This is a genomic window from Pseudomonas coronafaciens pv. oryzae str. 1_6 (assembly GCF_000156995.2).
GTDB lineage: Bacteria > Pseudomonadota > Gammaproteobacteria > Pseudomonadales > Pseudomonadaceae > Aquipseudomonas > Aquipseudomonas tremae.
In genome coordinates, this window is the sequence record NZ_CP046035.1 from 107,806 (window position 1) to 133,003 (window position 25,198).

Sequence of the window (25,198 nt, forward strand, 5' to 3'; positions counted from 1 at the left end):
TATGAGCCAGTTGATTCGAGTGCAAGACCTGCGCGTGGTAGCCGACGGCGATCACGGCGAACTGGAAATCGTCAAAGGCGTCAGTTTCTCGCTGGAAAAAGGCGAAGTGCTGGCGTTGATCGGTGAGTCCGGCTCAGGCAAGACCACCATTGCCCTGGCGCTGCTGGGCTATGCCCGACGTGGCTGCAAGCTGGCCGGCGGCGTGGTTCAGGTTGGTGAGCACGACATGCTCAACCTGCCGGAAAGCCAGTTGCAGGGCCTGCGTGGCAATCGTGTTTCCTACATCGCGCAAAGTGCGGCAGCGGCTTTCAACCCCGCGAAAAAGCTGATCGATCAGGTTATCGAGGGCGCGCTGATTCATGGCCTGGGCAGCCGTGCGGCGCTGGAGGCCAAAGCTGTCGAGTTGTTCCGAGACCTTGCGTTGCCCAACCCGGACACCATCGGCAAGCGTTATCCGCACCAGGTCTCAGGCGGCCAGTTGCAGCGTGTAATGGCGGCGATGGCGCTGATCAGCGATCCATTGCTGGTGATCCTCGACGAACCCACCACGGCCCTGGACGTGACCACGCAGATCGATGTGCTGCGCGCTTTCAAGCGTGTGGTTCGCGAGCGTGGGGCAACAGCGGTGTATGTTTCTCACGACCTGGCCGTCGTGGCGCAAATGGCTGACCAGATTGTCGTGCTCAACGGCGGGCAGATTGTCGAAACCAGCAGCACCGCGGCGCTGCTCGGCGGGCCAAAAGACCCTTACAGCCAGAGCCTGCTGGCGGCGGCGCGTCCGGACAGAGTGCTGACCCCGGCCAGCGAGGTGGCCAAGGACAGCACGCTGTTGACCATCAAGGGCCTGACCGCTGGCTACGGCAAGAAGGACCTGCAAGGCATGCCGATGATTCGGGTGCTGGAAGGCATCGACCTTACCATCCGCCGTGGTCAGGCGGTCGGTGTGATCGGCGAATCCGGCTCGGGCAAATCAACCTTGGCTCGTGTGGTTGCCGGTCTGTTGGACCCGGCCCTCGGCAGCCTGACATTCGACGGTGCGGAGTTGTCCGGCTCGCTGTCAGGCCGCACTGAAGAGCAGTTCCGGCGCATCCAGATGGTGTTCCAGAATGCCGACACCGCGCTCAACCCGATGCACAGCGTCAGCGCTATTCTCGCCCGACCGCTGAAGATGTATTTCGGGCTGAAAGGCAAGCCGCTGAACGATCGTATTGGTGAGCTGATGGACCTTGTGCGCCTGCCGCGCGAGCTGGCGGATCGGCGCCCCAATGAACTGTCTGGCGGGCAGAAACAACGCGTCAACCTGGCCCGTGCTTTGGCGGCCAAACCGGATTTGATCCTCTGTGATGAAGTGACGTCGGCGCTGGATACCGTGGTCGGCGCGTGCATTCTCGAACTGCTCGGCGAATTGCGTCGCAAGCTGGGTGTTTCCTACCTGTTCATCAGCCATGACATCTCCACTGTGCGTGCGCTGTGCGATGACATTGTGGTGATGTACAGCGGCCACAAGGTCGAAGAGGGCACCCGCGAGTCCTTCAGCCGCGTGCCCTTCCACCCGTACACCGACCTGTTGGTGCATTCTGTACCGGAGCTGCGTCAGGGCTGGCTGGAAAGCTGCGGCGTGACCAGCGGCAAGCTGCCGCCGATCAGTGCTCCGGCCAGTAATCCTGAGCTGTGTACTTTTCTCAATCGCTGCCCGTCCCGCGTCGAGGGCCTGTGCAACAAGACCGCTCCAGGCCGTCGCCGGATTGCTGGCGGCAGCGAAATCCTCTGCCATCGTGACGGCGACGAGCTGCAAGCCGTGCAGAAAGACCTGAACCCTGTCACTGCCGGAGCGTACGCATGAACAGCCGTTTTGTGAGGCTGGGCGAGCGTGATCGTCCGATGGTGAGCCTCACGGTCGATGGCGCGTCCATCGAAGCCTTGCAAGGCGATACGCTGATGGTGGCGTTGCTGACACGCACGGCCGCTTTGCGCCAGTCCGAATTCGACGCCGGGCGGCGTGCCGGGTTTTGTCTGATGGGTGCCTGCCAGGACTGCTGGGTCTGGACGCGCAGCGGTGAACGGCTGCGCGCCTGCTCCAGTGAAGTCCGCGACGGGCTGGATATCGTCACCACTCAACCGGAGGCGAAATGGCCACTTCTTCACGGTTAGACGTTCAGAACCCTGCCAGCCCTCGAGTGGTCATCATTGGCGCTGGCCCGGCGGGCACCCGTTGTGCAGAAACCCTGCTGGCCGCCGGGATCAGACCGATTCTGATCGATGAGAACCGGCGTGACGGCGGGCAGATCTACCGTCGCCAGCCGGAAGGCTTCAAGCGTGATTATCCGGCGTTGTATGGCACTGAAGCAGCCAAGGCGCGCGACCTGCACGAAAGCTTCGATCGCTTGCGCACGCAGATCGACTATCGCCCCGATACCCTCGCCTGGAACCTCACGCCAGGCGAGCTGTGCTGCGCCAGCCAAGGCCTGCACACCGTGGTCGAGTACGACGCGCTGATGCTGTGCGCAGGCGCCACCGACCGTCTGATGCCGATCAAGGGCTGGCAACTGGCGGGCACCTACAGCCTGGGCGGTTCGCAGATCGCGCTCAAGTCGCAATCGGTCTCGATTGGCAGTCGCGTGGTGTTCATGGGCAGTGGCCCGTTGCTTTATCTGGTTGCCAGCCAGTACGTCAAGGCCGGTGCCGATGTCGCAGCGGTGCTCGATACTTCTCCGTTCAGCAAGCGCGTTGCCGCGATGCCCAAATTGCTGGCGCGCCCCGGTGTGCTGTTCGACGGCATGAAGCTTTTGGCCCGTTTATACAGCGCCAGGGTGCCGGTGCATCTTGGCGTGCAACCTGAAGAAATTCTGGGTGACGAGCAGGCCGGTGTCTCGGGCGTGCGTGTGAAGCTTGCCAATGGCAAGTTGCTGACCGTCGATTGCGATGCGCTGGCGCTGGGTTATCACCTGCGCCCGGAAACCCAGCTGGCAGATCTGGCCGGTTGCGGCCTGCGTTTCGATGAGGATTCCGGGCAATGGGTGCTGGCGGTCGACGAAGAGGGCCGCACCTCGGTCAAGTGTGTCTATGCGGCGGGCGATGGTGCGAAGATTCGCGGTGCCGATGCCGCCGAGCAAGCAGGTAGACTGGCCGCGATAGCGCTGCTGGACGACCTTGGCCTGCCTGTGGATAACGCGCGTCGTGAAGACGTGCGCAAGCATTTGGTGGTCATGGATCGCTTCCGCGTTGGTCTCACCGAAGCATTCCCCTGGCCCTCCGCTCAAGCCGCTGCACTGCCCGATGACGCCATTGTCTGCCGTTGCGAAATGATCAGCGCAGGCGAGCTCCGTGGCGTGGTGCGTGAGAAAGGCGCTTGCGAGGTCAATCGCGCCAAGGCGTTCAGCCGTGTCGGTATGGGCCGCTGCCAAGGGCGTTATTGCTCGCAGGCCGGCGCCGAAGTGATCGCTGCCGAGGCCGGTGTGCCGGTCGAGCAAGTCGGTCGCCAGCGCGGTCAAGCGCCGGTCAAACCATTGTCGATGCTGGTGGACGAGGTGATTTCATGAAGCAGCCCAAGGTCGATGTACTGATAGTTGGTGGCGGTTTCATGGGCTCGGCGTCGGCGTTTTTTCTGCGGCAGCACGGCAAGTCGGTGACGCTGCTGGAGCGCGACGTGATCGGCCAGTATGCCAGCGGCGTGAACTTCGGCAATGTACGGCGCCAGGGTCGCCATCTGGGGCAACTGGAGTTGGCCAATCGCTCCAGGGCGTTGTGGCAGAAGCTGCCGCAACTGATCGGCGAAGACCTGGAGTTCCTGCCCAGCGGCCATATGCGCGTCTGCTACCGCGAAGACGAAATCTGCGAACTGGAAGCCTACGCGGCGGCTCCTGAAGCGCGCGAGCTGGACCTGAAAATCTACAGCGGGAAAGCACTGCACGAGCGCTTTCCGTTTCTCGGCCCCGACGTGAAGGGCGGCTCTTATGCGCCGCACGACGGCCACGCCAACCCGCGTCTCGCTGCACCGGCCTTTGCCCGCGCCGCAATCAGGGCCGGGGCGCGGATCGAAGAGCGCACCGAAGTGGCACAGGTCGAAAAGGTCGGTAACGCGTTCGAAGTAACCACCACTGACGGACGTGTCTTCACTGCCGATCAATTGCTGATCACCGCAGGCGCATGGGGGCAGAAAATCTCCGCGCAATTCGGCGAGCCGGTACCGCTGGACACTCACGGCCCGCAGATGGCTGTTACTGAACCGGTGCCTTACGCGCTGCCGACAGTGATCGGTGTGTTCACCAAAATCCCTCATGAAGTCATCTATTTTCGGCAGATTGCGCGCGGTAACATCGTCATCGGCGGTGGTTTTCGCAGCAAGCCGGACATGGCCAATCGTCGTGCCCATGTCGAGCCACGCAGCATCATCAATCAGGTGCAGCAGATGCGTCGTCTGCTGCCCGGCGTCGGTAATCTGAACATCATCCGCGTGTGGAGCGGCATCGAAGGCTACACGCCCGATTCACTGCCGGTGATAGGCGCCAGCGGTAAGGTCGACGGGCTGTTCTATGCGTTCGGCTTCTGCGGTCACGGCTTTCAGCTCGGCCCTGGCGTGGGCGACGTGATGGCTGAGCTGATCAGTACCGGCGCGACCAGCACTTCGATTAGCCCGTTCGACATCCGTCGTTTCGACCTTTTCAATGAACAAGCGAGCAAAGCCTCATGAGCCCACGCGCACTGGATATCCTCAAGCGCCTGATTGCCTTCGACACTGTGTCGTCTGAGCCAAACATGGCACTTATCGAATACGTCCGCGAGCTGCTGGCCAGCAAGGGCATCGAGTCGTTGATCGTCAAGGACAAAACTGGCAAGAAAGCCAACCTGTTCGCCAGTACCGGACCGCAAGACGTGCCCGGTGTGCTGCTTTCCGGCCACACCGACGTCGTGCCGGCGGCTGGTCAGGCGTGGACGATGCCGCCCTTTCAGGCAACGCTGCGTGACGGGCGCATCTATGGTCGTGGCACCTGCGACATGAAGGGTTTTATTGCGCTGGCCATCGACGCAATGCTCGATGCCGCAGACATGACGCTGCTGCGTCCGCTGCAACTGGCCTTGTCGCATGACGAAGAAATCGGCTGCGTCGGCGTGCGTCGGCTGCTGGACGTGCTGCATCTGGCACCGATGCGGCCCTTCCTGTGTGTGGTGGGCGAACCCACGATGATGCAGTTTGCGGTCGGACACAAAGGCAAGGCGTCCTATCGCACGTTCTGTCGCGGTCAGGAAGCGCACTCTTCGTTGGCGCCCAGGGCGGTTAACGCGATTCATCTGGCCAGCGATTTCATCGCCGAACTGCGCAAGAGCCAGAAGCAGATCGAACAGCAAGGCGCGCGTGACGAGGGTTATGACATCCCTTACAGCACCGTACACATCGGCCGTATCGATGGCGGCAAGGCGCTGAATATTGTGCCGAACCTGTGCACCATGGAGTTCGAGTACCGCAACCTGCCGGGTGACAATCCCGATGCATTGCTGGAGCAATTGCGCGAGCGTGCCGAGGTGCTGGTACGTGAAGCGCGACTGCTGTCGGGCGTGGCCGCCATCGAGATCGAAGTCATGAACGAATACCCGGCACTGGAGACTCACCCAAGCGTCGAAGCGGTGCGCATGCTGCATGCTTTTGCCGAGCCGGGTACGCAACACATCAAGGTGTCCTATGGCACCGAAGGCGGTCTGTTTGCAGGGCGACTCAACGTGCCGGTAGTGGTTTGCGGCCCGGGTTCCATCGAGCAGGCGCACAAGCCGGACGAGTTTATCGAAGAGAGTCAGATGGACGCAGGCGAGCGTTTTCTGCAAAGTCTGCTCGGCTCGCTGAAGCAGTAGAGGCTGCCGTCCGGGCGTAAATTTCAGCATCGGACACTGCCGTTATCCCGCTTTCAGCATCCTGGACTGTGACGTCTGCCTAGACTGGCAGGTATCCCGAAACAGGACTCGACCATGCTCAAGAATCAGTTGAAAGACCCCAGCCTGCTGGTAGACCGCGCTTACATCGATGGCCAATGGATCAACGCTGACGACGGCGCAACGCTGAAGGTAACCGACCCGGCAACGGGCGAAGTGATCGCAACGGTTCCTGCCCTGCAAGGGGTTGAAACCCGCCGTGCCATCGAGGCCGCTGATCGCGCCTGGCCGGCCTGGCGTGCCCGTCCTGCCGCCGAGCGGGCGGCCCTGCTGGATCGCTGGCATCAGGCAATGCTCGAGAACGTCGAAGACCTGGCGCTGATCATGACCCTCGAGCAGGGCAAGCCGCTGAACGAGGCTCGGGGCGAGATTCGCTACGGTGCCAGCTTCGTCAAATGGTTCGCCGAGGAGGCGCGTCGTTCCTACGGTGAAACCATCCCTGCGCCCAGTGCCGACCGTCGCCTGATGACGCTCAAGCAGCCGGTGGGTGTCTGCGCCGCGATCACGCCATGGAATTTCCCCAACGCGATGATCACCCGTAAATGCGCACCAGCGCTGGCCGCGGGCTGCCCGATCATCGTCAAGCCTTCTGACCTTACGCCGCTGTCCGCTCTGGCGTTGGCAGTGCTGGCCGAGCGTGTAGGCATTCCTGCTGGTGTCTTCAACGTGGTCACTGGCATGCCTGCCGGCATCGGCGAAGAGCTGACCGGAAACCCGGTGGTGCGCAAGATTTCCTTCACCGGCTCCACGGCGGTGGGCCGTCTGTTGATGCGTCAAAGTGCCGAACACATTAAGCGTCTGAGCCTGGAACTTGGCGGCAACGCGCCGTTTGTCGTGTTCGACGACGCCGATCTGGAACAGGCCGTGGCTGGCATTATGCTCAGCAAGTTCCGCAACGCCGGTCAGACCTGCGTGTGTGCGAACCGGATTCTGGTGCAGAGCGGCATTTACGACCGCTTCGCTGCGCGGCTGGTGGAAGAGGTCGCCAAACTCAAGGTTGGCAATGGCCTGGAAGACGGCGTGACGATTGGTCCGCTGATCAACCCGGCAGCCGTCAGCAAGGTAGCCCGGCACATTGATGACGCGTTGAGCCAGGGCGCGAAATTGCTGTATGGGAAACGTCCCGAGGGCGACGGCCAGTTCGTCCAGCCAACGGTATTGGGCGATGCTCATGCAGGCATGCTGCTGGCCAACGAAGAGACCTTTGGCCCGGTCGCCCCGCTGATGCGCTTCACCGATGAAGCCGAGGCGCTGGCACTAGCCAACGCAACGCCTTATGGCCTTGGCGCGTATTACTTTACCCAGGACCTGCGCCGTTCGTGGCGTTTCGGCGAAGCGCTGGAGTTTGGCATGATCGGCCTCAACACCGGCATCATCTCTATGGAAGTCGCCCCGTTCGGCGGCGTCAAACAGTCCGGCCTGGGCCGCGAGGGCTCCAGCTACGGTCTGGACGAATACCTGGAAGTGAAGGCGTTTCACGTGGGTGGGTTGTAGGGCGCGCAGTACAACCGACTCTCGCGCCCGTGCCCGCGTGACGATGGTGCCCATGCTCCGCGTGGGCATGCAGTTCGTGACGCCCCGCGTCACAAACCCACAGAGCGCCGCACGCTCAGGCCCGGACGCGGAGCGTCCAGAACTGCATGCCCACACGGAACTCTGGAACGATAATAATTAGTCAGTAACCCTGCCCGCGATCAACCTCGCCCTGCATTGCCTCACCCCGCTCAAAGCGGCGGATGTTGTCGAGCAGACCGGGGAATGCGCTTTCCGGCTGGGTCATGGCCGCGACGTGCGGCGTCAGCAGGATCTTCGGGTGTTTCCAGAATGGATGATCGGCAGGCGCGGGTTCCTGTTGCAACACATCCAGCACCGCAGCGCTCAACTGGCCGCTGTCCAGCGCTTCAAGCAGATCAGCCTCTACCAGATGCCCACCACGGCCCATGTTGATGAGGGCTGCACCTTTGGGCAAGTGATCGAATAACTGGCGATTGAGGATACCTTCGGTTTGCCCCGTCAGCGGTAACACGCAAAGCAGAATGTCGCACTGCCCGAGAAATGCCTCCAGCTGTACCTCACCCGCATAACACGTCACACCGTCAAGCTGATGTTCGCTGCGTGCCCAGCCTGACAGCTCGAAACCGAACGGCTTCAGGCTCGCCAGAATCTGTTGCGCCTGCAAACCGAGGCCCATGACGCCCACCCGACGCTTGTGCGCCGGTATCAGCGGGTGAGCTTTCCACACGCCTTCAACCTGCTGCTGCTGATAACGCAGCATCTCTCTGTGCAGGCTCAGCACCGCAAAAGAAGCGTACTCGCACATCCCGCGACTGATGCCGGGGTCCAGCAGGCGAACCACCGGCAGGGCTTTCGGGATACGGCTCAGGTCCAGTTGATCCACTCCGGCCGAGAGAGCAAACAGCACTTTCAGGTTGGGCAGCAGCTCCTGCAGGTCATCAGGCGCCAGCCAGGCGCCCAAGTAGTGGATGTCGGCCGGGTCGCCGATATCTGGCCACACCCGCCATTCGATGTCCGGCGCGTGCTCGGCAAACAGGACACGCCAGCGTTCGGCGCGTGCGGGATCAGCTTTGTAGAGCAGGGCGGGCATGGGCATTTCCTGAGCATGAAAGTGGAGCCCCATCATGCCGCAAGTCGGGAGCAGGATCTGTCGAAACGGCCGTTTCCAGCGCCTCGCCACGCCTGAAAAGCAGCGCTGCCCGGCAGATTGCATGGTGCTTGCGGGGCATGAAGGAATCTGCCGTTTGCAAGGCGAAAAACAGTCGATATGGACTTCTGAGGGGCGAAGTTCGGCGTAGATCATTTCGCTGAACGCTTAACCTGAACACCATCGCAGCCACCCCCGCCGGCTGCCTGGCCCATGATAGGTAAAACCATGAACAGCAAAGTCGACGACACCCCTCATCTGATCCGCCAGCGCGACCAGTTTGTGCCGCGTGGCATTGTCACGGCCCACCCGCTGGTCATCGACCGCGCCCAGGGTTCTGAATTGTGGGACGTCGATGGCAAGCGCTACCTGGATTTCGTCGGCGGTATCGGCGTATTGAACATCGGCCACAACCACCCGAATGTGGTCAAGGCGATTCAGGCACAGCTGACCAAAGTCACCCACGCCTGCTTTCAGGTAGCCTCCTACCAGCCCTACATCGACCTGGCTAAACGCTTGAGTCTGTTGATCGCAGGCCAGAGCGGCATCGATCACAAGGCAGTGTTTTTCACCTCCGGTGCCGAAGCTGTGGAAAATGCGGTGAAAATTGCCCGCGCCCACACCAATCGTCCGGCGATCATCTCGTTCCGGGGCGGCTTTCATGGCCGCACGCTGCTCGGCACCACGCTGACCGGCATGAGTCAGCCGTACAAGCAGAACTTCGGCCCGATGGCGCCTGAAGTGTTCCACACCCCGTACCCGAACGAGTACCGTGGCGTGACCACCGAAGTGGCACTGGCGGCATTGCATGAGCTGTTGGCTACCCAAGTAGCCCCGGATCGAGTGGCAGCCATTCTGATCGAACCCATGCAGGGCGATGGTGGCTTCCTGGCCGCGCCGGTCGAGTTCCTCAAGGCATTGCGTGCCCTGACCGAGAAACACGGCATCGTGCTGATTCTCGATGAAATCCAGACCGGTTTCGGTCGTACCGGCAAGTGGTTCGGCTTCGAACATTCGGGCATCCAGCCAGATCTGGTCACCGTTGCCAAAAGCCTCGCTGGCGGTATGCCGCTGTCAGGCGTTGTCGGACGCGCTGAAATCATGGATGCACCGCTTCCGGGCGGCCTGGGTGGCACTTACGGCGGTAATGCTCTGTCGTGCGCCGCCGCGCTGGCGGTCATCGATACGTACGAGCAGGAAAACCTGCTGGCGCGTGGCAAGCTACTGGGCGATCGCCTGCGTGCCGGTCTGCTAGCGCTCAAAGAGCGTTACAGCTTCATCGGCGACGTGCGCGGCACTGGCTTTATGCTCGCTATGGAAATGGTCAAGGACGATGCCGCGCGCAGTCCGGACGCCGATCTCAACCAGAAAATCATCGATCAGGCGCGCATTGGCGGTCTGCTGGTGATCAAGTGCGGTGTGTACCGCAACGTGCTGCGTTTCCTGGCACCGCTGGTGACCACCGAGCAGCAGATTGATGAAGCGCTGACCATCCTCGATGCCGCCTTGGCACGAGTATTGAAGTCCAGCTGAGCGTGAGCGTGGTCGCAGCTGTTGCGAGACGCTGCGACCACCAGCGCTGGGGATCATTGTTGAATGGAGACGTTGCCTGCCATGGGGCTTATTGATTACCGCGCATTACTGATCGATTGTGATGAGGTTCTGGTGGACCGCGACTCAGGCGTCTGGTCGGCCTTGCAGCCGTTGCTGGATAACGGTCTGAGTACACCCGGCAAAGACCAGATACTCACTGAATTCAATGATGTCATCCGCACGTTGTACCCGCGCTTTGATGAATTGGGCTTCAGCGGGCTGCTGTGCTTTGCGCATCGACAGCTGGCTGAACGACTGGGGATCAAGGCGAGCTGGGAGGAAGGCATGAGTTTCGCCCGCTCAGTGTCGAACTGGACGCTGTTCGAGGATGCACCGGGCGCGATGCTCTACCTGCGCAAGTTCTACCGGCTGTTGGTTTACGCCGACCGTGATCTGCAGGATCGCGGCATCCTGTGCGAGCGATTGGGGCTCGAGCCTGACAGCCTGCTGTCGTTGACCACGCACCCGCTGGATGACACACGCTGGCTTGCCAAAATGGATCTGGACACCCGAGACACCCTGCTAGTATCCCGTCCACCGGCCTCTGCGCCGGGCCTGGGCGGGTTGTGCCTGATCCGCCGCAGCCGCGAAGAGCACAGTCAGCCTTGCGCCGCAGATATCTGCATCAACAGCATGGCGGACCTCGTTGCTCAGCATCAGCTGTCTTTACGGCGCTGATTTTGCTAGAAGGTAGGCACCGTAATGGCAATACATGAGGTAGGTGATGGAAGGCTTGGTCAAACTGGATCGGATTGATATCAATATCCTGGTAGAACTCCAGAAAGACGGGCGCATGACCAACGTCAGCCTGGCCGATGCAGTAGGGCTTTCCGCGAGCCCTTGCCTGCAACGCGTCAAACGACTTGAGTCGGCGGGTTACATCTCCAGTTACAAGGCGCACCTCAATCTCGCGAAAATCACCGAATCGGTTACCGTGTTCACGGAAATCTCCCTCAGCGACCACAAGCGCGAAGACTTCGCCAAGTTCGAAGCCAACATCCGCCATGTGGACGAAGTGCTCGAGTGCCATTTGATCAGTGGCGGCTACGATTACCTCGTGCGCTTCATGACCCGCAGCATTCAGCACTACCAGGAAGTGATTGAAGAACTGCTGGACAAGAACATCGGCATTTCCAAGTACTTCAGCTACATCGTCATCAAATCCCCGGTCATGAAAGACGGCGTGCCGTTGCGCAAATTGTTGCGGCATTGAAGCGGCTAAAAAAGAGCGCCGGCTTGCTGTGACGTTTGATTGTGTAGAGACACAGGTCACATCCAGACCGCATCCCATAATGGATAATCTCCAATCTTCCTCACCAGCCCGGCGCGTAGCGGGTTAGCGACGACATAGCGAGCCAGGCCGACCATGTCTTGCTCGTTGCGTACGGCATGATCGTGGTACCCGGACTGCCATAGAGTTTCGGGGTGGTCTCTGACTTTTCCGATGGCTATCGAGCTGCGAGCTTTGAGCTGTTGCATCAGCATGGGCAGATCATTCTGTCTTAGCTCAAAAAGCCGATGAACGTGGTCGGGCATCACGACCCAGGCAAGCGACTTGACCAGTTCCTGCTCTTCGCAACGCCTCAGTTCTTTCACCAGCAAGCGTCCGAGGCGGAAATCGGCAAACACAGGTTCGCGCCCCTTCGTCACTGACGTCACCATATAAATCTGGCCTATTACGGAGCATAGGCCCGTGCGCAAACGGCGTGACGCAGAGTAAGCATGCATTCCATGACCTCAAAGGCTAGCTGAAGGGGAACGTTAGCGCTTGGAGCGGCGAAGCAGCGGAGGAATGCTTTACGGCATATTAATTCGGCGGTTGATAGCCAGTCTTCGCGGACAAGCGAAGCGTCGCCCGGTCCACTCCCACAGGGATCTCCCATAAGGATTCCAGAACACAGTTGCCTGAGCTCAGGCAAACACCAACCCCGACGAGCGCAGCAGTTCCTGTGTGTAGGCCTGCTGCGGCGCGGCGAAGATGTCGCGGGATGGGCCTTGTTCGACGACCTTGCCGTCCTTGATCACGATCAGGTCATGGGCCAGCGCGTGAACCACTGCCAGGTCGTGGCTGATGAACAGGTAGGTCAGGCCATGGCGGATTTGCAGATCGCGCAACAGCGCAACGATCTGCTTCTGCACGGTACGGTCGAGGGCTGAAGTCGGCTCGTCCAGCAGAATCAGGTCCGGTTCAAGTACCAGCGCCCGTGCGATGGAAATGCGCTGGCGTTGACCACCGGAGAACTCGTGCGGGTAGCGATGCCTTGTCGCCGGGTCGAGCCCCACTTCCTGCAATACCCGGATCACCGTCTGCTCACGCTCTTTCGGCGTGCCGATTTTATGCGTCACCAGCCCTTCGGCGATGATCTGCTCTACGGTCATGCGCGGGCTGAAGCTGCCAAACGGGTCCTGAAACACCACCTGCAATTGCCGACGCAACGGGCGCATCAAGTGCTGGCTGTGCAGGCTCAGTTCCTTGGTGCCGAAACGGATGCTGCCCTCTGAATCCACCAGTCGCAAAATCGCCTGGCCCAGCGTCGATTTGCCCGAACCTGACTCGCCGACAATGCCCAGCGTCTTGCCCTTGAGCAGCTCGAAACTCACGCCGTCCACCGCCTTTACATACTGCGGCTCGCGCTTGAACCAGGCTTTGCCCAGCGGAAACCAGACCTTCAGGTCCTGCACCGACAGCAACGTGTTGCTGTGCGTGGACGGCACCGGTTCGCCATCCGGTTCAGCATTGATCAGCAGACGGCTGTAAGAGTGCTGCGGGCTGTCAAAAAGCGTCTGGCAATCAGCTTGCTCGACAATTTCACCCTCACGCATCACACAGACCCGCTGAGCAATGCGCCGCACCAGATTGAGGTCATGGCTGATCAGCAGCAGTGACATGTTCAGTCGCTGCTGCAACGATTTGAGCAGCTCGAGAATCTTCACCTGCACCGTCACATCCAGCGCGGTGGTCGGCTCGTCGGCGATCAGCAAGTCGGGCTCGTTGGCCAGCGCCATGGCGATCATGATGCGCTGACGCTGCCCGCCCGATAGCTGGTGCGGATAGGCCTTGAGCCGCGACAGCGGATCGCGAATGCCGACCAGCTCCAGCAGCTCCAGGGTCCGGCTCAGTGCGGCCTTGCCCTTCAGGCCCTTGTGCGTGACGAGGATTTCGCCAATTTGCTTTTCGACCGTGTGCAGCGGGTTCAGCGAGCTCATGGGCTCCTGAAAAATCATCGCCACCCGGTTGCCGCGCAGGCTGCGCAATTGCTTGTCGCTGGCCGTGACCAGATCCAGGCCGTCATAGCGAATCGAACCCTGTGTACTGACGTTTTTCGGTGGCAGCAAGCGCAGAATCGAATGCGCGGTGACTGACTTGCCGGAGCCGGACTCGCCCACCAGCGCTAGGCATTCGCCACGGCGGATATCGAGGCTGATTCCATGCACCACTTCGTGGCCGTTGAAGGCGACCCGCAGGTCGCGAATTTCAATCAGATTGTCTTGCATGTCAGCTCCGAGGATCAAACGCATCGCGGCAGGCTTCGCCGATGAACACCAGCAACGAAAGGATCAAGGCCAGCGCCACGAACGCGGTCAGGCCAAGCCAGGGCGCTTGCAGATTGCGCTTGGCCTCTCCAATCAGCTCGCCCAGCGAAGCACTGCCCGCCGGCATGCCGAAACCGAGAAAATCCAGCGCAGTGAGGGTGGCGATGGCGCCGGTGATGATGAACGGCAGGTAGGTCAGGGTGCTGGTCATCGCGTTGGGCAGGATGTGCCGCCACATCAGCGCGGCATCGGTCAGGCCCAGTGCGCGGGCGGCTTTGACGTACTCCAGATTGCGCCCGCGCAGGAACTCGGCACGCACCACGTCCACCAGCGACAGCCACGAAAACAGCGCCATGATGCCCAGTAACCACCAGAAACTCGGTGATACAAAACCGGACAGAATTATCAGCAGGTACAGCACCGGCAAACCCGACCATATCTCTTGAATACGCTGGCCGATAAGGTCGGTCATGCCGCCGTAATACCCCTGAATCGCCCCGGCACATATCCCTATCACCGTGCTGATTAACGTCAACAACAGCGCGAACAGAATGGAGATTCGCGCGCCGAACAGCACTCGTGCCAACACGTCACGCGCCTGCTCGTCGGTGCCCAGCCAGTTGATGTGGTCAGGCGGGCTGGGCGACGGCGCGTCCAGATCGTAGTTGATGGTGTCGTAGCTGAACGGGATCGGCGCAAACAGCATCCAGCCGTTTTTCGCGGCGATCAGCTTGCGCACGTAGTCGCTGGCATAGTCCGGTTCGAAGAGCAGTTCACCGCCGAAATCGGTTTCCATGTAGGTGTGCAACACCGGGTAATACATCTGCCCGTCGTAGCTGATCAGTAACGGTTTGTCGTTGGCGATGAGCTCGCCGCACAGGCACACCAGCATCAGCCCGATGAAGATCCACAGCGACCACCAGCCACGCCGGTTGGCCTTGAACAGGTCGAGGCGCCGCCGGGTCTGGGGAGAGAATTCGAACATCAGGCGCTCCTCGCGGAAAAGTCGATGCGCGGGTCGACCAGCGTGTAGCACAGGTCACCGATCAGTTTGATCAGCAGGCCGAACAGCGTGAACAGGAACAGCGTGCCGAACACAATCGGGTAATCGCGCGAAACCGCTGCCTCGTAACTCATACGTCCCAGGCCATCTAGGCCGAAGATGGTTTCGATCAGCAGCGAGCCAGCAAAAAACACCTCGATCAATGCCTGCGGAATGCCGGCGATCACCAGTAGCATGGCGTTGCGAAACACGTGGCCGTACAGCACGCGATGCTCGGTCAGGCCCTTGGCCCGCGCCGTGACCACGTACTGGCGGCTGATCTCGTTGAGGAAGCTGTTCTTGGTAAGGATGGTCAGCGTGGCGAACCCGCCGATCACCAGCGAACTGACCGGCAACACCAGGTGCCACAGGTAGTCCTTCACCTTGCCCCAGGTGCTCAGGCTGTCGAAGTTGTCCGAGAACAGCCCTTGCGCCGGAAACCAGCTCAGATAGCTGCCGCCGGCAAATACCACGATCAGCAGAATGGCGAACAGAAACGCTGGCGTCGCATAGCCGATGATCACCAGCGTGCTGCTCCACACATCGAACGCACTGCCATGCCGGACCGCTTTGCGAATGCCCAGCGGGATCGAAATCAGGTAGGTGATCAGCGTCGCCCAGAGCCCGAGTGACAGCGACACCGGCAGTTTCTGTGCAATCAGTTCGGTGACCGGCGCACCCCGGAAGAAGCTGGTGCCGAAATCCAGTTGCGCGTAGTTCTTGAGCATCAGCCAGAGTCGTTCGTGCATCGGCTTGTCGAAACCGTAGTGCTCCTTGATCTGCTCGATCAGCGCTGGGTCAAGCCCTCGTGTGCTACGGCTGGCGGTGCCGCTGGCAGCCACTTCACCACCACCGCCACCGACCCCGTTGGGGCTGAAACCCTGAATGCGGGCGATGGCCTGCTCGACCGGGCCGCCGGGCGCGGCCTGCACGATCAGGAAGTTGACGATCAGGATTGCCAGCAGCGTGGGGATGATCAGCAGCAAGCGTCGAATCACGTAAGCCAGCATCTCAATGCTCCTTCGCAGCGGTGGTCTTGCTGTTTAGTGCCGCGGCCTGAGCGTTGGTCAGCGGCGTCGGACTTATCTGCCACCAGGTTTCCAGCCCCACGTCGTAGATCGGAGCCTCGTCAGGCATGCCGAAACGGTTGGCGAACACCAGCGGCGTGCCCTTGGAGTAGTAGTTGGGGATCATGTAGTAGCCCCATTGCAGGACCCGATCCAGCGCCCGCGCATACAGCACCATGTCATTGCGAGTGTTGGCGCTCACCAGACCGTCGATCAACGTGTCTACCGCAGGGTTGCGTAGCACCATTGCATTGGAGCTGCCCACTTCTGTGGCGCTTTGCGAGCCGTACAGGTTGTACAGTTCGCGGCCTGGAGAAATGATCGGGTTGCCGTTTTTCGGCAATGTCACCACGATCATGTCGTAGTCCCGTGCATTGAGCCGGTTGATGTACTGCGCCGAATCGATACGCAGAAAATCCAAGGTGATACCGATCTGCGCCAGGGTGCGTTTGAACGGCAGAATCAGTCGGTCGAAACCGCCCTGACCGTCGAGAAAACTGAACACCATCGGCTCGCCCGCGGCGTTGACCAGCTTGTTGTCTTTCGGGTGCCAGCCAGCCTCTGCCAGCAGCTTCAGGGCCTGCAATTGTTTGTCACGAATGTAACCGCTGCCGTCGGTTTTTGGTGGTTGATAGACCGTGGTGAATACTTCGTCCGGCACCTGAGCGCGCAATGGTTCTAGAATCTTCAGCTCGGCGGGTGTCGGCAGTTCGGTGGCGGCCATGTCGCTTTTCGGAAAGTAGCTCTGCTCGCGCACGTAGAAATTGCGCATGACCCGGCGATTGATCCAGTCGAAATCCCACAGTAGCGACAGTGCCTCACGCACGTGGCGATCCTTGAAGATCGGGTTGTCCAGATTGAACACAAAGCCCTGCGCGGCGACCGGGCGCTGCTGGGCGAAGATGCGTTTCTGCAAGCGTCCGTCGTCTATCGCCGGGCCGCTGTAGCCGACCACGAAGCCGGAAGAAGAGAACTCGCGGTTGTAGTCGAAGGTTCCTGCCTGCAGCAGTTGGCGGGCTATCTCGGTGTCGCCGTAGTAATTCACGCTGAGGCTGTCGAAGTTGTACAGCCCACGGCTGACCGGCAGGTCCTTGCCCCACCAGTCCTTGACCCGTTCGAAGGTGACGCTGCGCCCGGCATCGACCTTGGACACTCGGTAAGGGCCATTGCCCAGCGGCGGCTCGAAACCGCCACCGTTGGCAAAGTCGCGGCTCTTCCACCAGTGCTCCGGCAGGATGTGCAGGCTGGCAATGTCCAGCGCCAGCATGCGGTTGAGGTTGTTCTTGAAGTCGAAGCGAATCTGTAGCGGCCCCTCGATGGTCACCTCTTTGACGTCGGCGAACATGGGGCGATAACTGAAGCTAGCCTTGGTGGTCATCAGCTCGAAGGTGTAGCGCACGTCTTGTGCAGTGACGGGTTTGCCGTCCTCGAAGCGCGCCTTGGGGTTGAGGAAAAAGCGAATCCACAGACCGTCGGGATCCATCTCCATTTTTTCGGCAATCAAGCCATAAACGGTGTACGGCTCATCCAGCGAGCGGTAGGCCAATGGCGAGTAGACCCAGCTGTCGACCTCCCTCACGTTGATGCCCTGATCGACGTAAGGGTTGAGGTAGTTGAACTGGCCGATTTCTTCCGCTGAGCGGGTCAGCGAGCCGCCTTTGGGGGCGTTCGGGTTGACGTAGTCGAAGTGTTGGAAGCCAGCCGGGTATTTCGGAGCTTCGCCATAGACAGTCAAGGCATGGGTCGGCGCCGCCTGCGCGACTGGCCAGCAACTCAATAGCGTGACACCCAGAATCAGGCGCCGCAGAAAACGGGAATGACGCAGCATGATGGGGCTTTCCTCGTGCGCACTGAATGACGATGAGCCGCGAAAAAGCCCCCGGCCGGGGAAGGTGGATGAAGCCTGGGCCGGAGGGGGCGAGCTCGCAATCAGACGTGGCCCACGGAGCGTGTATGGGCCACCTCGTTACACTCAGAAGTGGTAAGTCGCGCGTGCGAACAGGGTGCGGCCCAGCGGGTCGGCGTAGCGAGGGTCATAGCCGGACTGGAAGTTGTAGGCCTGGTTGGAGAACGGCGGGTTGCGGTCGAACATGTTGCGTACCCCGGCATCGATATCCAGCACCTTGTCGAAGGTATGACCCACCGACATGTCCCACAGCGCATACGACGCGACGCGGGCGTTGGTGGTGCGGTCATAGTCGTTGTAGCCGCTGGTGAAGCGGTTGGTGAGGGATGCACGGGTGTCACCCAGCGACCAGGTGCCGGTCAGTACGTGTTTCCAGCGCGCGATCACGCCATCGCCCTGGAAGTCGCCTACCTTGTCGGTGTAAGGGCCGTCGATGATGTTCTGGAAGTCATAACGGGTGACGTAAGTACCAGTCATGCCCAGACCGAACTGACCGTACGGCGTGTTCGGAAAGCGATAGTCGAGGGTCACGTCGATACCGCTGGTCTTGACGATGCCCAGGTTGGCGTTGCCGGTGACGATGTTGGCAATCGAACCGTCGGCGGCGCGTACGTAGCGGTCAGCGTAGGTGTTCGGGTCATCGAAAACGGTCGACTCAGGGAACGACTGAATCTGGTTGGAGATATGAATCCACCAGAAGTCCAGGCCCATCGACAGGTTGTTGACCGGCTGATAGACGAAGCCCAGCGTCATGTTGCGAGCTTTTTCCGGGGCTAGCTCAGTGTTGCCACCGCTGTTGTTGAGGAACTGTTGCGCGCAATCGCGTCCGGCGTTGCCACCCGGTTGCACAGTGCCACCGGCACAGAGTACCGGATCGTTGTAGTAGCCTTGGGTGTAGCTCAGGCTGCGCGGTGCATAGAGCTCATACAGTGACGGCGCGCGGAAGCCTTCGCTGTAGGCACCACGGACCACCAGTTGCTTGAACGGCTGGTAGCGGAACGAGTATTTGGGGTTGGTGGTGCTGCCGAAGTCACTGTATTTGTCGTGACGAACAGCGGCGGTCAGCTCCAGGCTGTCCAGTACCGGTACGTTAAGTTCGGCGTATTCGGCTTTGACACTGCGGTCGCCTTCTACGCTGCCGGCTGCATCCAGCCCCAGGCTGCTGATGTCGTTGACGAAGGGGTCGAAGTCCTGGTGCATCTTCTCCTTGCGGTATTCGCCGCCCAGCGCCAGGCCGGACGGGCCCGCGCCGAACCAGTCGCCGATTTCCCGGCTGATGCGTGCATCCAGCCCGGCCACCCGGCCTACGGCGCTGGAGTACTGACCGTGGTATTCGCTGGCATCGATCAGCGCCTGGCCTTGCGCCGTTTGCGGGCCGAACGGGTTGAGCACGCCATTGGCAAGGCCGTTCAGCATCGCCGAGTCGCTGACATAACCACTGGTAACCGATGAAAGTACCTTGTTCTGGTTGTACGAAGCGCCGACGTTATAGTCCCAGCCGCCCACCAGCCCGTCGAAATTCAGCAGAAAGCGCTGGCTGGTGTTCTGATCGCTGCCGCCACGCGGCCCTGCTGCGGTTTCGCGCCAGGCGGTGTTGACCGGTAGCGTCGGGTCCATTGTGAAATCGGTAGGTGCCGGGGTAATGCCGTTGCCAGGGTAGAAGGGTGACGACGCGTCCAGCGAAAGACCTGTGAGCGGCGCAGGGCCAATGCCGGTGTGGTTATTGTTGCGTGCCCAGAAATATTCGAGGCTGACGTTGTGATCGTCGGCCAGCTTGCCGGTGGCCTTGCCGAAGAATGAGGTCTTCTCGGTCTGCGGGATCAAGTCGATGTATTCGCGGGTGCTGAACCGGCAGATACCGTTGCTGGCGATCAGATTGGGGCCGCTGCAGTTTCTGCCCAGCGGGTTGCCGGAGTTGTCGCCCTGATAATAGTTGGCCGGGTAGGCTGTCCCGGAAGTCTGATTGAGCCCGCGTCCTGGCTGGTAATCCCGCGTGAACGAGCGGTCGTTGGCGTCCAGGTTCTGTTGCTTGTTGTAGTTGACCACGCCCATGACGTTGAAGCGGTCTTCTTCCAGATCACCGAAGCCCCAGCTGGCGCTCATGTCCTTGCTGGCACCGCCACCACTGGCAGTCGGCGTCTCGCCACCCAGCGTCAGGGTGCCGTCAGTCAGCGACTTTTTAGTGATGAAGTTGATCACACCGCCGATGGCGTCGGTGCCGTACAGCGCCGAGGCACCGTCACGCAGCACTTCGACGCGGTCGATGACGGCGAACGGGATCATGTTCAGGTCGATGGCGCTGCCATTGGGCGTGCCCACACCGGAAATCGCATTGTTGGCCAGGCGACGGCCGTTGAGCAGCACCAGCGTCTTGTTCGCGCCAATGCCACGCATGTCGGCGAATGAGGCACCGCCGGTGCTGGCGCCAACCGAGCCTGCGCTGTTCTGGATCGACTGGCTGCCGGTGATGCGCTGGACCATTTCCTGAGTGGTGGTCACGCCCTGTTTCTTCAGGTCGTCGGCGCGCAGGATGGTAATCGGCACGGCGGTTTCGGCATCGACCCGGCGGATCGCCGAACCAGTCACTTCGACACGTTGCAATTGAGTCGTGGCAGGCACAACCGCTGCACTGGTGGACACCGCCGAAGCGCCTGTGTCCGCATCGACGGCTTCAGCCGCCTGGGCACCGCTCATGCCCATCGCCAATGCACAGAGCAAGGCACGTGGATGACGTCGGACCGCGAGGGCCAGTGGTTTGAGGGTGCAACCGGGAAGATTCATCAGCATGGTTAGTTCCGACTTGATCCAGACATTTATTGAAATGGCCTTGTGAGCCCTCTGTTCCCGACGCGGTTGTGCCGAGCGGGTATTCCACTTCTTTTTTCCAGCAAGCCGCTCCCCTCCAGGGGCTTTTCAGCCCACGGACGACCGCATTCACGGGAGTCGGGTCAGACGGCTGCGCGCGGCGAAACCGTCAAATCACTCAAGGGTTATTTCGCCGTCATGACGGATATCTTCGTAATGCCGGAGCGTTCGATGGACGCCATCGCCTTGGCCACCTGGCCGTAATTCACGGCAGTGTCGGCCTGCAGCTGAACGCGGATTTCCGGGTCCTTTGCCTTTTCGTCCTGCAGGCTTTTTTCCAGCAGCTCCGGAGCGATTTCCGATTTGGCGAGGTAAAACTTGCCGTCCTGATCGACGCTGACCACCACCGGGTTTTTCTTCTCGGCGGGAGCGACCGCATCGGTCTTGGGCAGGTTGACCTTGATCGCATTGGTCATCAGCGGCGTGGTGACGATGAACACCACCAGCAGCACAAGCATCACGTCCACCAGTGGCGTGACGTTTATTTCGCTGAGTACTTCATCGCTGTCCTGAGTGGAGAAAGACATTAGCTGGCCTCCCGAACGGCATGGCCATTCTTGCTGGCGATGGGCTGGCGGGTTACTGCGAAGGCGCTGCGCTGGGCGAGGGCGTCGAAGTCGTGGGCAAAGTCATCCATGTCGGCGACGGCGAGCTTGAGTCGGCGCAGGAAGAAGTTGTAGATCAGCACTGCAGGCACGGCCACGGCGATACCGACGCCAGTGGCGACCAGCGCATGACCGATGGGGCCAGCGACCGCCTCAAGGCTGGCCGAACCGGTCACGCCAATGCTTTGCAGCGCTTCCATGATCCCCCAGACCGTACCGAACAGGCCGATGAAGGGCGCGGTGCTGCCGATACTGGCGAGAATCGCCTGGCCACTTTCCAGTGCGCGCCGCTCTTTTTGTATCTGCTGGCGCAGGTTGCGCTCAAGACGGTCGGAGCGGTTGATGGTGTGGGCCAGTTGTTGCGTGGTGCGCGGCGATTCGTCGACCGCCATAGCTTCGAAGCCACTGTTGGCAATACGCGCCAATGCACCCGGGTATTGCGCAGAGTGCTCGGCAGCGGTCAGCAGGTCCGGCGCGCTCCAGAACGCTTTGGTGAACTGCTTGTTCTGCGACTTCTGCCGGACGTACTGCGCCGACTTGATCAGCAGCAATGCCCAACTCAATACGGAAAATACAATCAATGCCCAGAGCACGGCCGGGACGATCATGGAAGAGAGCGATGCGTTCATGGTTTAAACCTCACCAGCTTTAATAATTGAATGGTCGGTTGTCAGGTGCCGGGTCATTCCGGCAGCTTGAAGTCAATGGTCTGCGTCGCGACGCCTTCTATCGGCGTGTCCCCGCGCTTGGCCGGAATAAACTTCCAGTTGCGCACGGCCTCTACAGCCGCTTCGTCCAGTACCGGTTTGCCGCTGGATTTGGTCACCTCTACTGCGCCTGCACGGCCGTTGGGCAGTACCTTGATGCGCAGCACCACACGACCCTCCCAACTGCGGCGCAAGGCCAGCCCCGGATATTCCGGCGGCGGGTTGCCCAGGCTGGCGAGCCCGGACACAGCAGCGCTCTCCTTGACCGGGGCGGGTGCTGCAGCGGGTGCCGGAGGCGCGGGCGCAGGGGTTGGCGGCGCAGGCGGACTTGGTGCCGCAGCAGGCGTCGGCGCGGGCGGTATAGGCTTTTTCACCGGTTCAACTTTCTTCACCGGCTTGGGCTTCTCGACCTTTGGCTTCTCCACCGGTTTGGGGGGCGGCTCGACCGCGTCCGGGTCCTCGACCGGTTGTTCCGGTTCGGGTGGCGGCGGCGGGGGAGGTGGCGGAGGTGGTGGCTCGGGCGGCGGCGGTTCCGGCGCGGGCGGTGTCGGGCTGGTCAGTTCGATGGTCATTTCCGGAACTTGCGGCGCAACTTCCGGCACGGCTGGCTGGGCAGTTTGCATGGTCCACCAGATCACCCCGTGAATAAGTACTGACGCAGCAATCAATACCATTACTTGCGGCCTGTTAAAGCCGCCCGGGCGTGACGTATTGGCGTTGAAAGGGATGCCCTGCCACGCCGTCGAAGTGTCATCGGGCGAGGGGGAAGGGACCGCTTTCATTATTACCGCATCATTCATTAACGCTCCCTCGGGTAGTTGAAGGGCAATAAAAGGCCGTTCGAATATTCCATGAATATTCGAGTGTGGTTATCCGCACGTTAATCAGGTGCATGACACCGCTGCACCTGCACGCGGTGCAGGTTCACAGAGGGTGGCGCGTTCTAAACTATGGCGTTCCCATTGCTAATCCTTGTTTTCTTATCGTCATGTACGCGCACGTACAGTCGTGTTCCTGAGTGGATGCATTGCAACCGTTGTGCCAGAAGGCTCGTGGGCTGCACGTTGATTACGCTTGCGCGTCGCATTCCTGCAACTATTTATCGAATACGGCGCCACGATCACTAAATACTGACTTTGAGGCTGATCCTTTAACTAAATCCTGGGGTGAAACCAACCCCTCTGACTGTTCAGACGAATTGGAAAAGCATGACCTGCGGGTCACTTTTCGGTATGCACCAATAAAGGATGCACGTGTTCAGGTTGGTGCGTTAGTTGGTTGTTTGTTCTGGGCGGTCCCCTCGAGTGTCGGCGATCGATAAAGTTCTGGAATAAATAGCCACGTAAATAAGATGGCCAACAGGGATGAGCCCCGATAAAAAGTGTTCGACAATTTTTGCTGGTTAGTTGCGGAAACTGTCAGTCAGACAGGCACTACACTTTTAGTGCGCGCACAGTTACCCGCAGCCCTGATCAATCAATCAGAACGTCCTAAGGCAGGCGCGAATGCGCTTACGTAAAAAAGTGTCGGGTGTTCAATAAAAGGCCGACGGGTACGGCAAAAGAGGAAACCGGTGGGCGCGGCTGGTCGACGTCAAACACCAGTGCGAGGGTTGGTCGTCGGTGCGGCATGGGTCTTGAACGGTACTCATTTGTCACAGCTAGATTCCTTTCCTGGCGAGGCACGAGACTTTTGATCTGTCGCCTGCACTGTTAATGGACGCGTCGGCATCCGAAAACTGCACGTTGGTGCGTGTAAGCACCCCTTTGAATGCAGTGAGCACCATTGGTTGATGGCACGACAGTTCCACCTGAAAGAACTGTGCCAATTTGTGTCTTTTTGTATCTGGAGAGGTACATTTTCATGAAAAGCGCGCGGCAGGCTGCCAGCCAGGCAGCCTTTGCGGGCTTCAGACAGGAGGAAATGCGAGGGGGGAGCCACTACGGGATGAGCGGCTCGAAGCGTAGTGCTCTGACTACCAGAACGTAGCAGGTGCGCTGAGCGCCTTGCTGAAAACCTCGATGGCGCGCTCTACATCTGCCTGCGTGGTGTAACGGCCAAGGCTGACGCGAACGCTGGCCAAGGCTTTCGCTGAATCCATACCCAGCGCAAGCAGCACATGCGAGGGCGCGTTGCTGGCCGAGTTGCATGCCGACGTCGAGGACAGCGCCAGGCTGTGTGACAACTGCGAGCTGCTGAAACCACTGCGGGTGATGCACAGGTTCAGGGTGTGCGGAATGCGTTGTTCCGGACAGCCATTGAGTTGCACATCCGGCAAGGCCAACAACCCTTCACGCAGGTGATGGCTCAGTTCCTCGATACGACGATTCTCGGCATCGGCCTGACTGATCGCCAGCGCAAACGCTGTGCCCATGCCGACGATCTGATGCGTTGCCAGCGTGCCTGATCGAAAGCCCCCCTCGTGCCCGCCACCGTGTATCTGCGCCTGAAGCAGCGAATGCGCGCGCGGTCCTACATACAGAGCGCCGATACCTTTGGGGCCATAGGCCTTGTGCGCAGAAAATGACATCAGGTCCACGTCGAGCCTGGACAGATCGACCTTCACCTTGCCCACTGCCTGCGCAGCGTCCACATGAAACAGCGCCCCGTGTTCACGCACGATAGCGCCAATGCTGGCGATATCGGTCAGTGTGCCCAACTCGTTGTTCACCAGCATCAACGAGACCAGCAGTGTGTCTTCGCGCAGGGCAGCCTGTACGGCGTGAGGCTGGATCAGGCCTTTGGCGTCCGGTTTCAACCAAGTGACAGGAAACCCCTGACGCTCCAGCGTGCTGACTGTGTCTAGCACCGCCTTGTGTTCCAGAACGCTGGTGATGATGTGCCGACGCTGCGCTGTACTGTCGTGAGCAATGCCCTTGATCGCCAGGTTGTTCGACTCGGTGGCACCGGATGTCCAGACCACGGTATCCGCTGGTGCGCCCACCGCGTCAGCCACCTGGCGGCGCGCCTGCTCGACCGCCTGACGCGCAACCTGACCGTAGCCATGCCCGCTGGACGCCGGATTACCGAAATGACCTTCGCGGCCCATGCAGGCAACCATGGCTTCGATAACCTGTTCATCGACAGGCGTGGTAGCGGCGTAATCCAGGTAGAGCGCAGAGGTGGTCATGGGCAATTCACTTTGTAATCGAGTCAGAGTCAGGGGCCAGCCTCGCAAGGCTGATGGCATGAAAGGTTACTGATCCCGAGGCGAAAATTTTTTGATATTTCCCTGAATGTCGGCAGCGGATGTGAAAAATTATTCGCTTATGGTTAGATTAATACGATTAAAAAT

The 25,198-nt window shown here is 60.4% G+C and carries 20 protein-coding genes; 9 read left to right on the top strand and 11 right to left on the bottom strand.

The genetic code is table 11. The features are described 5' to 3' along the window. Window position 1: 1 nt before the first annotated feature. The 6 genes from POR16_RS00545 (at window position 2) to POR16_RS00570 (ending at window position 7,416) form a co-directional block, all read left to right on the top strand. Window positions 2-1,843 carry an ABC transporter ATP-binding protein gene (locus tag POR16_RS00545; protein WP_005887837.1) on the top strand — a complete coding sequence of 614 codons (1,842 nt, stop codon included), beginning with the start codon at window positions 2-4 and terminating at the stop codon, window positions 1,841-1,843. Further along, window positions 1,840-2,151 (top strand): (2Fe-2S)-binding protein, encoded by a 312-nt coding sequence (locus tag POR16_RS00550; RefSeq protein WP_005887839.1) that lies wholly within the window; start codon window positions 1,840-1,842, stop codon window positions 2,149-2,151. The genes POR16_RS00545 and POR16_RS00550 overlap by 4 nt, the downstream gene beginning before the upstream one ends. Continuing rightward, window positions 2,130-3,539 (top strand): FAD/NAD(P)-dependent oxidoreductase, encoded by a 1,410-nt coding sequence (locus tag POR16_RS00555; RefSeq protein ID WP_024690305.1) that lies wholly within the window; start codon window positions 2,130-2,132, stop codon window positions 3,537-3,539. The genes POR16_RS00550 and POR16_RS00555 overlap by 22 nt, the downstream gene beginning before the upstream one ends. Then, the gene (locus tag POR16_RS00560) at window positions 3,536-4,690 is read left to right on the top strand and encodes an NAD(P)/FAD-dependent oxidoreductase (RefSeq protein ID WP_005887842.1); all 1,155 of its coding nucleotides are present in this window, start codon (window positions 3,536-3,538) and stop codon (window positions 4,688-4,690) included. The genes POR16_RS00555 and POR16_RS00560 overlap by 4 nt, the downstream gene beginning before the upstream one ends. Further along, the gene (argE, locus tag POR16_RS00565; protein WP_005887843.1) at window positions 4,687-5,844 is read left to right on the top strand and encodes an acetylornithine deacetylase; all 1,158 of its coding nucleotides are present in this window, start codon (window positions 4,687-4,689) and stop codon (window positions 5,842-5,844) included. The genes POR16_RS00560 and argE overlap by 4 nt, the downstream gene beginning before the upstream one ends. 114 nt (window positions 5,845-5,958) lie before the next feature. Then, window positions 5,959-7,416: an NAD-dependent succinate-semialdehyde dehydrogenase gene (locus POR16_RS00570; protein ID WP_005887844.1), complete on the top strand. Its 1,458-nt coding sequence runs from the start codon at window positions 5,959-5,961 to the stop codon at window positions 7,414-7,416. 181 nt (window positions 7,417-7,597) lie between these two features. Here the strand turns inward: POR16_RS00570 and POR16_RS00580 are convergent, their stop codons facing one another. Continuing rightward, complete coding sequence (locus POR16_RS00580; protein ID WP_024668957.1) at window positions 7,598-8,527, bottom strand: 2-hydroxyacid dehydrogenase; 930 nt, start codon at window positions 8,525-8,527, stop codon at window positions 7,598-7,600. Window positions 8,528-8,812: 285 nt separating this feature from the next. On the opposite strand from POR16_RS00580, the gene gabT reads away from it, so the two are divergent. The 3 genes from gabT to POR16_RS00595 all read left to right on the top strand — a co-directional run bounded on the left by gabT (window position 8,813) and on the right by POR16_RS00595 (window position 11,390). Further along, a complete protein-coding gene (gabT, locus tag POR16_RS00585) occupies window positions 8,813-10,117 on the top strand; it encodes a 4-aminobutyrate--2-oxoglutarate transaminase (RefSeq protein WP_005887847.1) in 1,305 nt (434 codons plus the stop codon). Window positions 10,118-10,198: 81 nt separating this feature from the next. Further along, window positions 10,199-10,855 (top strand): HAD family hydrolase, encoded by a 657-nt coding sequence (locus tag POR16_RS00590; protein ID WP_005887848.1) that lies wholly within the window; start codon window positions 10,199-10,201, stop codon window positions 10,853-10,855. A gap of 46 nt (window positions 10,856-10,901) precedes the next feature. Continuing rightward, window positions 10,902-11,390: an Lrp/AsnC family transcriptional regulator gene (locus POR16_RS00595; protein WP_002555947.1), complete on the top strand. Its 489-nt coding sequence runs from the start codon at window positions 10,902-10,904 to the stop codon at window positions 11,388-11,390. 56 nt (window positions 11,391-11,446) lie between these two features. On the opposite strand, the gene POR16_RS00600 is transcribed toward POR16_RS00595, so the two are convergent. The 10 genes from POR16_RS00600 to POR16_RS00645 all read right to left on the bottom strand — a co-directional run bounded on the left by POR16_RS00600 (window position 11,447) and on the right by POR16_RS00645 (window position 25,033). Then, the gene (locus tag POR16_RS00600) at window positions 11,447-11,905 is read right to left on the bottom strand and encodes an REP-associated tyrosine transposase (protein WP_042931996.1); all 459 of its coding nucleotides are present in this window, start codon (window positions 11,903-11,905) and stop codon (window positions 11,447-11,449) included. 183 nt (window positions 11,906-12,088) lie between these two features. After that, on the bottom strand, window positions 12,089-13,672 hold the full coding sequence (locus tag POR16_RS00605; RefSeq protein WP_042931998.1) for an ABC transporter ATP-binding protein: 1,584 nt from the start codon (window positions 13,670-13,672) through the stop codon (window positions 12,089-12,091). Window position 13,673: 1 nt separating this feature from the next. Then, entirely contained in the window at window positions 13,674-14,696 is a 1,023-nt protein-coding gene (locus POR16_RS00610; protein WP_005887853.1) for an ABC transporter permease, read from the bottom strand. Then, window positions 14,696-15,763: a microcin C ABC transporter permease YejB gene (locus POR16_RS00615; RefSeq protein WP_003367615.1), complete on the bottom strand. Its 1,068-nt coding sequence runs from the start codon at window positions 15,761-15,763 to the stop codon at window positions 14,696-14,698. Before POR16_RS00615 ends, POR16_RS00610 begins: the two co-directional genes overlap by 1 nt. A gap of 1 nt (window position 15,764) precedes the next feature. Continuing rightward, a complete protein-coding gene (locus tag POR16_RS00620) occupies window positions 15,765-17,648 on the bottom strand; it encodes an extracellular solute-binding protein (protein WP_122381195.1) in 1,884 nt (627 codons plus the stop codon). Window positions 17,649-17,792: 144 nt separating this feature from the next. After that, window positions 17,793-20,513 carry a TonB-dependent receptor gene (locus POR16_RS00625; RefSeq protein ID WP_005887860.1) on the bottom strand — a complete coding sequence of 907 codons (2,721 nt, stop codon included), beginning with the start codon at window positions 20,511-20,513 and terminating at the stop codon, window positions 17,793-17,795. Window positions 20,514-20,716: 203 nt separating this feature from the next. Then, complete coding sequence (locus POR16_RS00630; RefSeq protein ID WP_005887861.1) at window positions 20,717-21,118, bottom strand: ExbD/TolR family protein; 402 nt, start codon at window positions 21,116-21,118, stop codon at window positions 20,717-20,719. Then, complete coding sequence (locus POR16_RS00635; protein WP_010220340.1) at window positions 21,118-21,804, bottom strand: MotA/TolQ/ExbB proton channel family protein; 687 nt, start codon at window positions 21,802-21,804, stop codon at window positions 21,118-21,120. Before POR16_RS00635 ends, POR16_RS00630 begins: the two co-directional genes overlap by 1 nt. Before the next feature lie 74 nt (window positions 21,805-21,878). Then, on the bottom strand, window positions 21,879-22,703 hold the full coding sequence (locus POR16_RS00640; RefSeq protein ID WP_080268051.1) for an energy transducer TonB: 825 nt from the start codon (window positions 22,701-22,703) through the stop codon (window positions 21,879-21,881). A gap of 1,175 nt (window positions 22,704-23,878) precedes the next feature. Continuing rightward, window positions 23,879-25,033 carry a cysteine desulfurase family protein gene (locus tag POR16_RS00645; RefSeq protein WP_005887870.1) on the bottom strand — a complete coding sequence of 385 codons (1,155 nt, stop codon included), beginning with the start codon at window positions 25,031-25,033 and terminating at the stop codon, window positions 23,879-23,881. Between the last annotated feature and the right edge of the window lie 165 nt (window positions 25,034-25,198).